Annotated in this window: 2 protein-coding genes; both read right to left on the bottom strand. The window is 35.6% G+C overall.

Going from position 1 to position 14,806, the window contains the following annotated elements:
• Positions 1-55: 55 nt before the first annotated feature.
• Positions 56-1,009, bottom strand: a complete 954-nt coding sequence (locus N534_RS0102735; protein WP_028891012.1) for a type IX secretion system membrane protein PorP/SprF — start codon at positions 1,007-1,009, stop codon at positions 56-58.
• Positions 1,010-1,013: 4 nt separating this feature from the next.
• Entirely contained in the window at positions 1,014-14,804 is a 13,791-nt protein-coding gene (locus N534_RS0102730) for a T9SS type B sorting domain-containing protein (protein WP_028891011.1), read from the bottom strand.
• Positions 14,805-14,806: the final 2 nt, after the last annotated feature.

The following is a 14,806-nucleotide window of genomic DNA, read 5'->3' as shown; positions in this document are numbered from 1 at the left end:
AAAGAAAATCCTCAAGCTAACACTTGAGGATTTAATAATTTATACTTTAAAAATATTAGAACATAATCATTTTTTGTGTACAACGTGCTAAACTTTGTCTTCTTTCATAATCAAAACCTAATGTTATCATGTGTGTACCGTAATTAAAGTCTTGTGTTTTGTTCATATTAACACTAAATCCGTATGACAAATAAAGATTATCTTTCTTTAAACCAAATAATGGCGCAATGGCGTTTGGTTGAAAAAACTGATCGTTTAAGAAGGTATAACTTAAACCTGCCCAAACATACCCTCCTCTAATACCTTTTCTGGCTTTGAAGTTTACATCGGTTTTAGAACGCCCTGTAGCTTCTCTATATTCGTACAAAATAGAAGGTTCAAGTTCATAATCTCTACTTATTCTTGACATAATATAAGAGGCAAAAAGAGTATATTTTCTTAACTCTTCAGGATCACCTGTTCTAAAATTTTTAATATCCCTATTTAATATGTTCACTACATTCGCTGTAATACTAAATTTTTCAAAACGGTATAATAAACCTACATCGAAATTCGAATGATTTTCTTGTATTGAAGGTACATCTTCAATATCTGTTACATTACTATTTGAAGTGTCAATTCCAAATTGAATAAAACTATAACTTAATGCAAATGATAGGAAACTATCGTGAAAGTCACTTAATGTTAAGTGACTTGCAAACGATAATTTTGCTCCTTTATGAGTGGTAAATCCATTACTATCATTAAACAATGAAATACCACCTCCAAAAGTATCTGCAATACGTGCTTCAACAGTTAATGATTGTGTGTCTGGTGCGTCTTTAACTCCTATCCATTGGCTTACACCATTTAAGCGTATTTGTAAACCTGGACCAATACCTGCATAGGTTGGTGAGATTACAAACGGATTGTCTGCTAAATGATTTACATATGTTGGTAACTCTATTTCTTGTGCAGTTACTTTTACACTACAAAATACTACACTTAAAATTATTAAAATCTTTCTCATTTTTCTACTTTCTATATAGTGTAAAGTGTCCCATTATTTTTTTCTCTTGTCCTGATAACTCTTTAAAATAAATTGTATACCAATAATCTCCTGATGGTAATGGTTTGCCATCATAAGTACCATCCCATCCTTCTACAACTCCACTAAAGTTAGTTATCTGACGAGCATATCTATCATAAATAAACACTCTAATATCATGGTAATCTTCTACCTCTCTTGGATACCAGTAATCATTTGTTCCATCACCGTCTGGTGTGAATAAATTAGGCACAAAAATAGAAATATACTCTCCTCTTACTGTTAACGTAACCTCACAACCTCTCGCATCTCTTACCGTAATAGTGTAATCTTTTGTTTGTAAGATTGTAAACTCATTATCAGGCCCAAAATCTCCTCCATCAACACTATACTCATAAGGCTCTAACCCAAAATCTGCATTGGCTATTAAAGTGTTTTTAACCGAATCGTCAATTTCTAAGGTTAACGCTTCGATATTTTCAATACTAATAGGTGTGCTAATAGAGCTTTCATTACAACCTGTTGCTGTATGTGTAGCTACAACATAATATCCTGTTCCAGCTGGAATATCTTCAAATTCTCCATCAGGTTCTGTTGTTGTTGCTACTATATCTCCATTTCCATTATATAACGTATAAGACATCGAATTCTTATACTTATCATCTACTATTGCTTTGATTATATTTCCAACTTCACAGGTATATGCAAAATCTACTGTTAATTGTAAATCTACCGGTTCTTGAGTTGTTAAAGTTATTGGTGTTGCTGGATTACATCCTGCTTCATCTCTTACTGTAATATAGTAAGACATGCCACCTTGAATGTTTTCGGCAGCTCCTAATACAATTGTATTTGTTGTATATGGAGTTGGCAACTCAATATTATTAATACTTACATAGTAAGGATTAGTACCTCCTTGAACATCTAACTCTATACTTGGTGTTGGATCTGCACTACATGCTTGTTCAGTTACTCCTACTAATCTTACTGTAAACTCTTCAGGCTGCCTTATTTCAACATCAATCGCTTCAATACATCCTAATTTATCTTTAACAGTAATTATATAAGTACCAGCTGTTAAGTTTGTAAACACGTTATTAGTTACGAACTTATTCGTTGGATCAGTACTAATATTGTACTCATACCCTGTTAAGTTTCCTCCTGAGGCTAATACCGTAATAGTACCATCGTTTCCTCCATAACAAGTTACATGAGTACGATCAAAATCAACATCTAATGGTGTTGGCTGTTCAATTGTATGTGCAGCGGTGTCTGCCGTACACACTTCTCCAAATCTATTAGTACTTCTTACTCTAATCTTATACGTACCAATATCTAAACCTCCAAACATATTAGATGCTTGCCATGTTCCGTCAACAGGAGTATCACTACCATCTAATAATTGATATTCATAATTTCCAAAACCTCCTATAACGCTAGCTGATAATACTCCATTAGCATCACCAAAACAAGTAACAAAACCTGATTCTACATTTAAAGTAGGTACTAATGCCTCGTAAGCTGCTACTGTAACAACAACATCATCAACACACTTGTTTTCATCACGTACATAGAATGTATGTGTACCAGCACTAACACTGAATATATTCACAACACCATAAGTAACTCCATTATCACTAAACTCATAAGCTCCTGTTCCTCCTATAGCTGATACTTCAACTGTTGCTTGTGGATTGTTACATGTAATATCTGAAGTAATATTTGCTGAAGCTACCACTTCAGAAGGATCAATAATATCTCTAGAAACAGTGAACTGACAGTTATACTTGTTGTCTCTAACAGTTACTTGATAGCCTGTACCTGCTGGTAAGTTTGTAAAGATGTTAGATGATTGCTCTACTTGTGTTCCGTTAGGATATGTTAAAATATACGTATAGCTAATCGTACTATCTTGTATCTGACCACCTGCTACATTGGTTACTTCAATACTTGCTGTATACTGACCTTCACATTGGTTTTCAACTACGTTTACATCAGCAGTCATTGGTACAGGGTCATTTAACGTAAAGTCGAATGTAGCTAAACAGCCATTTGCATCTTGTACTGTTGCTGTATAACTACCTGCAGCTAATCCTGTAATTCTTCTATTTGTACTGAAGTTTTGAATTGGCGTTGCTGGTGTAGCATTATTTACCAATTCATATTGGTAACCACTCCAACCACCTGCAGCAGTTAATAAGATTTCTCCTGAAGTTGACACATTACAGTTAATGTATGTTGGCGCTCCATTTAATGTTAAATCTGCTGTTGGTTGTACAATTTCAAAGTTAGCTGTTGTAGGCTCACAATATGGTGAATCTGACATTACTACATTTACATAATACGTTCCAGGATTTAAATTTCCAATTGTTGTTGGTGTTCCTCCCGTTCCGTTTCCTGTTATTCCTGTTGAAGCTCCACCCGCTACAAATACTTCATAAGTATAAGCTCCTGTGTAAGTAGTTGCTGTACCAAAATCAATCGTTGCAGTTCCTGTACCACCAAAACATGCTCTTGTAGTTGTTGCTAATACATCAAATACTGGTGCTGGGTTTACAGTATGGTATACTTCTAACACACAACCTGTTGCTGGGTTTAAAATAGCAATGGTATAGTTATCAGCTGCTAAATTAGTAAACATAGCTACATCTGTTGGGTTTGCAGGTGTTACTACATCTGTATATCCCGTATTCTCTCCTGTAATGGTATACTGTGCTCCTGCGATATCAGGGTTTACTTTTACCGTAATAGTTTCTCCCGTAGCACAATCAATAGGCTTAATTGTATCATCAATTGTCGCATCAATCATTGCTATAAATGGATTGATTACTACCGTTTCAGTATCTGAACATCCTGAGCTATCAAATACAGTTACCACTACACTACCACCTGCTACATTGCTTACAGAGAAGTTAAAGCTTCCTCCATCTTGCGTAACATCATCAGAAGTATCTGCTGGTGTACCGTTGTCATATACAAATATTGCTCTTGTATAATTTCCTGTACCTCCAATAATAGCTAATTTATCTACCGTTATAGTGGCATTGTTTGTAGTATTTCCTGATGTACAAGCAAATTGAGTTTCATTTATAGCATTTAAAATATCAATCTCATCATATTGATCAATCGTTACAGGCACACCCGTTGTACAACTATTTGTTCCTGTTGCTGTTACAATATAATCACCTGCTGGTAAATTAGTAAATACAGTATCTCCTGCTGGTAATGTTGCATTATACATTGGGGTTCCTGGTGCGTTATTAATTTCATACGATAACGGTAAAATTCCATTATTAGTCGCTGAAACCGTAACCTGACCTGTTGATGTTCCGAAACAAATATTATCTACTGTTGCCGTAGCTGTAAATACAGGTCTTATTTCTGGTTGAATTTCTATTGTTTTAGATACATCACATACTGGCGAAGCTCCTGTATCACGTACCGTAACTGTATAGTTTTGTGGCGTTTGGTTTACACTTGGTATTGTAATAGTAAAAGGATCATTCATTACTGGTTCTGCTGTAAATAAAGTTCCATCTACAGTACCTACTACATCATACACGTAGTTACTTACTCCTGAAGTCCAATTTACCAAGTCAACCGTTATAATTCCATCTGGTGATGCAGAACAATCAACTTTCTTAGTTTCTACTAACGAGAAGTTTACCAATGGATTGATTGTAGCTGTTTGATCTGGCGCAGGACATCCGTTAGTATCTGCAACACTAATTGTATAAGTATCTGCTGGTAAATTACTAAATGTATATGAAGCTGCATTTAGTGTTTGTGTATTTGAATACCCTAGAGTACCAGAAATAGTGTATGTATACGTACTTGTACCTCCATTAGCATTTACGGTAATGCTACCTCCTGTTGAAGGATCACATGCATTATCGTTTTCAACAAGGTTAAATGTTACTTCTAGTGGATTATTTACTGTTACAGGATCGGATATTGAACAACCACTTCCGTCTCTTGCACGTACTCTATATTCTCCTGGAGGGATTCCTTCAAACCTATTATTACTACTGTAAGTAAATCCTCCGTAAGCAACATAAGGTGTTGAATATAATTCTAATTGATATTCATAATTACCCCAACCACCTGTTGCATTTCCTATAATGGTAGCATCTGAACCGTTATTACACGTTACTGATACATCATCTGCTGTAACTTCTATCTGTTGTGCAGGTTGGTGAATTGTAAAATTAGGACTTCTTACCACACAATTAGGTGAATTATCCATAGTTACAATTACGTAATATGTACGAGAAGTACCACTTCCTCCATCCAAGTTAGCTATTGGAGATTCTAATGTTACATCAAATACCTCTCTATAAACAGAATCATCACTAGCATCGTACACAACATAATCATATTGTCCTGTGTAAGGTGTTGATGGGCTGAAGTCCATAAGCACACTACCATCATCATTATTTCTACAGGTTTCATTCGTTACATCCGTAATTAATAAATCAAATACTGGTGGTTCTCCTACAGTGTGGAATGTTTCTAGCACACAACCTGTTGTTGGGTGTGTAGCTGTTACTGTATAGTTTCCAGTATCTAACCCTGTAAACGTTGCTGACAATGTTGGGTCTGCAATTGTTTGTGTTTCATTATACCCTCCTGGGCCTACTACAGTATAGGTAATGTTAGCAATATCAGGAGATACTTTTACTTCAACACTTTCAGGTGTAGTACACGTAATTTTTGTACCTGGAACCATATCAGCACTTAAACCTGTTATTGCTTCAAAAGCTGGTATGCTTGTTGAAACAGAACCTAAACATCCTTTGTCATCATACACTGTAATGTTTACCGGACCTCCTGAAGTATTCGTTGTACTAAAACTTGCATTAGTTCCATCTACTGTTATTGGTCCAGTACCATCTGCTGGTGTGTAGGTAAACACATAACGTACGTAGTTCCCTGAACCACCTGCTACGCTTGGTACTGTTACTGTAGCAACATCAGGTGTATTACCTGAGCTACATCCAAACTCTGTTATGTTTGGTGTAGCGGGTATAATTTCTAAATATTCTTCAACTATAATATTACTTACAGTAAACGTACATCCATTAGCTGCTTCTCCTTCTACACTATAAGTACCAGGAGGTAAGCCAGAGAATGTATCTGTTCCGTTAAAACTATATTCTGGGTTAGTTGGTAATGGTAATATTGAATAACTTATTGGTTCTGCACCATTAATAACTGGTAATAACTTTATAGTTCCTGAATTATCTCCAAAACATAAGCTATTTCCTACTTGAGCCGTAAAATTAGGTATTACAGGATCTTGAACTGTAATTTGTTTTGTTTGTGAACATCCTGAAGTTACATCGGTAACAGTTACGCTATGTACCCCTGGTGCTAATGAACCTACATTCTGGATATTAGTACCTGCTGGAATGGTATTAACTGCTCCTCCATCAACTGAATAGCTATAATCACCACCTGTTCCTAAGGTTACATTTATTTGTATTTCTCCGTCGTTACCCGGAACACAAGTAGCATTACTTACTGGTGTTAAGCTAAAATCAACATTAGGGTGTACAATAACTGGATTTAAAGTATCGGTACAACCATTCGTATCTCTAACAACTATGTTGTAGCTACCTGGTGTTAATCCGTTAAAGGTATGCGCGCTAGATGTAGGTGAAGAAAAACTTCCTCCATTTATAGAATATCTATAAGGAGCTAAACCAGCTGATGCTGAAACTGTAATTGATTTGTTTACATTACAACTTACTACATTATCTAAATTAATTACTGGTGGTTGACTTACTGTTAACGTTTCAGTTAGTGTTAATGTACAACCTTTAGAATCTACTACTTCAATAGTTACTAAAACAGGTTGTGTTGGGTCTTGTAAATCTCCGTATGCTACTTCAAAAGTAGTTCCTGTTATTGTTGTAGGCGTTAACGTTGTATTTGATGCCGATATTAAATTATACGTATATCCTGGGAAACCTCCTCCTATACTATCAATACTTAGTACTCCGTTGGTACTACAAGTAATATTATCTATTACATTTAAAGTTCCTGTAAGAGGTGCTCCATCTTTAATTTCAACATCACCACTTCCCCATTTACATGTTGGGAATGAAGTAGGGTCTTCTATAATTAAATAATAAGTTCCTGCTCCAAGACCTACTGTAGTTGTAATATCAAACGTAGCTCCTGCAGGTATATCTCCATCTTCAAGAGAGTTAGTTATTGTTGGATTTGAAATAGGAGTTCCTACTTCATAAAGATACCATCTACCTACTCCACCTGATGCTACATTTCCGTAAGAATTATCTACCGCAAATGTTATTACTCCTGAGCTAACACCACATCCTTGTGTAGTTACTGTTGGTACTATAGGTACATTATCATCTGGTACTGGCGGTGTATATTCACCTGTTTCCATTTCAATACAACCAGTGGTTTTATCTATAACATAGAATGCATAGGTTCTTCCTGGTATTAAATCTAAAAACGTTTTTGTTGAGTCACCAACTACATCAGGATCTTCCCAACCAGCCATTGTTGTAGGTACATTATCTATAGCAAAACCATAGTCACCTGAACCTCCACTAACTCCAATTTCCACAGCCATACCGTCTTGACAGTTTCCTCTGTCATAAGTAATACTGATAAATAAAGTTCTAATATTAAAAATTGTTTCGTAATCATCAAGTTCACGAGAACAAATTACAGTGGCCCCATCAACTATACGAACCGCAGGAGATACAGTTGTACCTGGTGGTATACTTGTAAACTCATTTGTTCCGTTTTCAGCAACCCAGTTTCCGTTTTGGTCTCTTACCTCTACTGAATAAGGTGCCGCTATTGAAGTTAATGATGCTGGTAAAGTATATTTGAAACCAAAAGAACTTTCATTACCTACATAACCAACACAGGTAGCAGGTAATACCTCATCAATTGTAGCGTCTATTTCTGGTAACGTATCAATTATAATTGTTTCTATTAATGGTGATGGGCTTGGACAGTTGTTAGCATCTACTAATGTTACCGTATAAGTATCTGATGGTAAACCTGCAAAATTTACTGAAGTGTTATTCGTTGTTACACTATCTACTAATACTCCTCCTGAATTAGAAATTTCTACAGTATATGGTGCTAAACCATCTGTTATATTTACTGTTACCACTGCATTTTCTCCAAAACACCTTGGTGAATTATCTGAAACTACAATTTTTGGGTCTAGTATAGTAGCTACTACCACATTTTCGATAATATATTCACAATATGGTGCTACTCCGTTATTATCTCTTACGTATATATCATAAGTACCTGCTGGTCTTGTAACAGAGTTTGCAGTATCAAAAGTTCCTGCAGGAGATCCGTCGTTTACTACTGAGTACACATATGTTCCTGCACCAGTTCCTCCCGTTGCATTTATTAAAATTTCTCCATCGTTACAACTTGCATCTGTTGGCGTAGCTGTAGCAAATAATTGAGGGTTAATTGTTACTGCATCATCTAAATAACAACCTTTACCATCTTGTATTCTTATGTTATGGTTTCCTGGTGATAATCCTGAAATGGTAAATGAAGTTGAACTTACTGTAGTAAAAGTGGTTCCTCCATCTAAACTATATGAATAATTTCCATTTCCTGAATTAATTGTTACATCAATTAGCCCGTTAGAACCATCATAACATTGTGCAGTTGCATCAAAAGTTACTGCTTCAGTATCGGCTATAGTAATTGTTTCTGTTACGCTACAACCATATACTGCATCTGTTGCAGTTACAGTATAGACACCTGGTTGTTGTAGTATGTTATTATATTCTAAACCACTTTGTGCCCCTAGTGAAGTACCTATTGGGTCAAATAACTCATAAATATAGGTTGTACCTCCATTACCTCCTGATAAACTTAATCTAATACTAGCGCCTATAGGTGCAGCACAAGTAAGTTCTTTGGTTAATTCTAATGTTAACACCATTGGGTCAGGGTCTACCAATGTTACTGTTGCTAAAGGTACGTCACAATCTAACGTTGTTCCTTGTGGTTGTACTAAAACATCATACGTTCCTGCTGATAAACCTGAAATAGTAAACGGATTTGAAGTTACTTGAGTATAAGTTGTACCTCCATCTAAAGAGTATTCTAAATTCCCTGTAAAGTTAGCACCTTCAATAGTAATGGTTCCATCAGAGTTCCCAATACATCTAGGATTTGTTTGTGCTGTAACCGCTGCTGTAAATTGATTATTAGGTTCTACATTTACTGTTATTTCTGTAGAACAACTACCTCCATATTCAACCGAAATAGTATGCGCCCCTACAGCTACATTATTAAATACATTATTTCCTGTTTGTGGTGTACCTCCATCAAGAGTGTAAATATATGTTGGGTCTGAAGGATTTATCGTAATATTTCCTGTTCCATCACAGTTATAGTCTACCGAACTTGCTAATGTTGGTTCGGTTGGCAAGTCTGCAATCGTTACTTGATTTAAGTCTAAGAAACACCCTTTAGCATCTATTACCCTTGTATCATAAGTTCCAGGGTCTAAATTTGTTACCGTAGTGGTAGCTGCTTGTGTATATGTTCCTGAACCTGCTACTGCATAAAAATAGGTATATGGTTGTGTACCTCCGCTTGGAGCTGTAAATGTAATTGTACCTAAAACAGTTCCTGAAGGGCTACACATTAAATCAGTTGCTGCTGCACTACCTCCTGTTAATACTGGTGGTACTGTAATTGGTTGTCTTGTAGATGAATAACACCCATTAACATCAGTTACTGTAACGGTATAAGTATCATCTCCTAAACCAGTAAAAGAATAGCTTAATCCACTTGAAGTTTGCGATGTAGAAGATCCTAAATCTCCTACTACTGTTACCGTATAATCTGCTACTCCGTTAGCTACTGTAACATTAATTTCACCTGTTTGTCCACTACAGTTTGGTTGTACTGCTGTAACTGTTAATGTTGGATCAGCAATTTGATTTACTGTAACTGTTTCACTGTATTCACAATAATCAGTTCCTCCATCTTTATCTCTTACATACACCGTATAGGTACCTGCAGGTACTGCTATCGGGCTAGAATTATAGGTAGTTTGTGCACCTAATGAGTCTTCTACTACAAAAACATAACTTCCGTTACCTCCACTTGGCGTTATTTGTAATTGACCAGGGTTACACGTTGCGCTCACTGGTATTATTGTAGCAGTAACTTGTGGAAGAATAATTGCTTGTTGTGTATCTGTACATCCTCTACTGTCTAATACAGTAATATCATAAGTACCATCTGTTAAATTGGTAAACACATTAGATGTTTGCCAAGTTGTTCCTCCGTCTTTACTATATGAATAACCTCCATTTCCTGTAGCTATATTTACTGTTACAGTTCCATTAGTACCATCATAACACAATACTGGATCTAAAGTAAATGTTAAAGCTGTTATAGGGTTAACACTAATAGGGAACGGATCAGACTCACAACCCTGTGAATCAGTTGCTACTACTGTATAATCTCCTGCTGCAATATCAGTAAAAGTAGTTGTTGTAGTTCCTTGAGATCCACCTCCTACTAAAAATAATTCATACGAATACGGTGCTCCGTTACCTCCATCACCAACTGGTAAAATTGTTGCTCCTGTAGCAGGATCACAAGTAATTTCTTTTGTTACAGATGCAGTAACTGTTACTGGGGTTGGATTCGCAATAGTAATTGTACCAATAGGTAACGTACAAGCTACTACTGAAGCGTTATTAGGACGCACTTGAACATTATAAGTCCCGTCTGGAACAGTTACTACTGTTGGGTTATTAGTTGTAGTAACCCAATTAGTGCCTCCATCTGTTGAATATTCATAAGAAACACCTCCATAGTTTGAAGCATCTATAGTAATGGTTCCGTTTTCACTTTCATAACAAACGTTTGGTGTACTACCAGTAATTGTTGCTGTGAATTCATTGCCCGCTACTACATTTTCAGTAATTTCAACGGTACAATTACTTCCATAAGCTACAGAAATTGTATGAGAACCTACTGCTACATTGTTAAATACTCCTGTTGGATTAGAATCTGCTCCTAAAGTATATGTATAACTACCTGCTGGATTTGCTGTAACAGTAATATTTCCGGTTCCGTCACAGTTATAAGTTACATTACTTGTTAACGTTGGTGCTATTGGTAAACCAATAATTTGAACTGTATCTAAATTTACAGAACATCCATTAGCATCTACAACTCTTGTTTCATAAGTACCTGCTGTAAGACCTGTTACAGGGTTAGAAGTTGCTACTGTGTAATTAGTATCACCTACTAACCTATACTCGTAGGTATAATCTAAAGTTCCACCTGATACATCTGCAAAAGTAATTGTTCCGTAGGTAGTTCCTCCAGAAGTATTACATTCCATATTAGTAGATACTGCTGTACCTGGTGTTAATGCTTCTGGCTCATCTATCAGAACATTAGGAATCTCATATAAACATTGGTACGAACTCTTCGTTGCTCTTATATAAATTGTATAAGTTCCTGCTGCTAAATTGTCAAAATAACCATCATTAGGAAGGTTCCATGTATTATTATCAATACTATATTCTATAGAATAACCTAAGTTATCTCCATCTACATTTACAGTAGTTGTTCCATCTGATAAACCATTACATGAAACATTAGTTTCAGTATGTGTAAATTGTAACTCTGGTTCAACAATAACCTCTACAGGACCTGATATTATATAACAACCGTTATGATCAATTACAACAAACTCATAAATACCCTCACTACCCACAGGCACACTATAACTATAAGTATTTGTGCCTGATGTTAAACGTTCAGTCGTTTGAATTTGTGAAATATCAGTGTATAAATCTGTTCCGTCTTTTGACCATACTGCAAAAGTGTATGAATTTCCAGGAATTGTAATAGTACCTCCTCCTGCTGTTAACTCAATAATTCCTGGTGAACTACCATTTTCACATGATATGTCTTTTGTTTTAACTGCAGTTAACGTTAACTCTGCAGGTTCTACTATTGTTACTGTATCTGATGCTGTACAATCTGCAGTAGTTACTTGAACTGTATAGACTCCTCCATCATTAACTGTAAATGCATAATTATTATCAGCTGTTGTTTGGGTTCCAACCGTTGCTCCACCTGAGTCAAGTAACGTATAAGTGTAAGGACCTGGTACATTATTTACTTGTGCTCTTACAGTTGCTGGTCCATTAGCACATTCCATGTTTTCACCAGTTACAATTAACTCTATATCTGTAGCACTTACATAGATTAAATCGAATGAATAGGTACAAGATGCTCCTACTTCTGCAGGGTTTAAACGAACTGTTAAATCATAGTCTCCTGCTTGAGTAACAGAAAACACATTACTATCTTGAAAATCTACAAAATAACCATCAGTTGCTGTTCCTGGAATTCCACTTAAGCTATATTGATACGTTGAAGGAATATTATTAACTGTAATTGTTCCTGGAGAACTACAAATAATATCATCAACTACAATTGTTGGAGCTAATGTAGCCTTGTAAACGTTAAAATAGTAGCTTTTTGGACATTGTCCATCATATAAAACATCTAAACGAAACTCTCCTGCATCAGTAAAGTCTCTAGAAAATTCTCCACTACCAATTTCATTCCAAGTACAGTCTGTATTTACATTTGGACATCCTTGTGTCACGGTATTAGTACAAGAAGCCTCATCTAACTGAAACCATCTTACCGTAGTAGCTGTAGAAATATCAAAAGGTAAATTTATTGTACGATTATCACCTGTACATAAATAAATTTCTGCTAACTCTAATCCATTATCTGTACAAGTAAGTGTTTGATCTGCAAATGGTGTTATTGGATTCGGTTCGGTATCGTATGAAATTACATTTATGGTTTCTGTTTCTCCAATACAACCTACAGGAGCGACTCTTGTTACTTGGTATGTTCCTGGTGCTGTTACAACAAGAGTTTGATCTCTTCCTATAATTTGACCAGGGTTTGCTGTATTAACCCAAGAATAAGAATCAAAACCGCTACCTGCTACTAATGTAGTACTTGTACCACAAATTACTTGATCTCTTATAAAAGTACATCCATTAGCGTCTATTAAAAAGTTAGAAGCTCCTATTACACCAAAACCACAATCATCAATATCTGCAAAACTTTCTTCACCATTTACTTCCATACCAGAAATAACTCCTTTATAGTTAGCAGTTGCTTGGTTTTCAATAATATTAGAACACACATCTCGTAACTGAGTACAATCTGGTGCTACTTGAACTCGAAGCCTTATATGATAAGCAGGATCATTCTGTTCTACCATCCCATCTGGGATTGTAAAACGTAATTCCCCTCTAAAATCATTCGCTGACGTGGGTGGGTCATATGTATAAGTAACCCCTGCTGGCACTATTACATCACTCTCTATTAGATATACGTTTCTAGGTAATTTATCTACTATTACTGTTTCAGTAGCATCATCTGTTCCTAGATTTTGATAACTGATATCGTACCATAAATAATCTCCTAAGGTTACATCTGCTCCTCCTAAGTTATTTGATCCTTGATCTATACCATCATCAATTGTTTTAACTAAACGAATACTAGGCTCAATTACCTCTACCGATAACCCTAATAAGAAAGGCCAATAAGTATCTTGTGAAGAAGAAAATCGTAGAGTTCCTTCTGTCTGGTTATTCCCTATTAAACTATTTCCTGCATTGTTTAACTCAAAAAAATCAACATCTACTCCTAAAGTATTTTCACTATCTGGAGTTCTTCCTCCTAAATATGAATTATTATGAGTAATTGAACTATTAAAGAAGTTATTAATAGGGTTAAGACCTCCAGTTGTTAAACTCTGAAAGTTCCCAGAAGTATCTTCTAGTTGTAATCTATCGTTTTCAATTTTAAAATCTCCTTCTAAAGCCCCTACTAAGAAATTAGCTCCTACAGCCCCATTAGGTATGGTTGTAAAACCAGAAAAAGGTACATCATAATACCCTGCGTAACCATTAGATTGAACTTTAATAGTTCTAAAACCATCAAAAACAAAGAATTTTTTTCTTGACTCTGTTTCATTTTCATAGATAACTACTAATACCCAACCCGCTGAAGAACCTAAGCTAGAACCGTAATCATCTACTCCTTTTGTAGCTTTTATATTAGCTCCATAATACACTCCATTAGGATTAGTTAACCCTTGTAATAAACCTGTTACATCTTTATAACATACATATGGCTTTTCTGTAGGTATACCATCATCGTATATCAACTCTCTTGCTGAAGCATCAAATTTATCTGCTGTGATATCAATATAATTACCACCAGGTATTTTGAATTTCATTGTATTGAAATCATCATCTCTAGTGTTAATTCCATCTTCTTCATCTTCCCAATTTTCATAAGGATAAATACCAGCCCAATATAGCCCTGCATAGGTTATTTGTGAACAATTTGGTAAACTTAAGGTTGCGCTACTTGAAGAAAATGTATTTGGATCATTATCAATATCGATATAATCCATGTTCATACTTCCATTAGTATCACTATTATCTCCTTTACCATCGTAGGGGTTATTAGCTGCTTGACCACTACCTTTACCAGATCTATTCAAAGTATTATTGGCAATAAAAGTCATGTTTCCTTTTAAAGAAAATTCAGTTCTTAACTGAAAAGGTTGATCAGCTTTTGCTTGTCCCTTTTGCATACGCCCCTCATCAACTCTTACTTCTTGAGAGGATAAGGTGGTTATTTGTAGTAGAATTATTAGTAGCGTAATTATTCTTTTCATAA

Source organism: Tenacibaculum sp. 47A_GOM-205m, from assembly GCF_000518405.1.
GTDB lineage: Bacteria > Bacteroidota > Bacteroidia > Flavobacteriales > Flavobacteriaceae > Polaribacter > Polaribacter lutimaris.
Note: the sequence above shows the minus strand (reverse complement) of the source record. Positions and strands in the feature narration are given on the sequence as shown.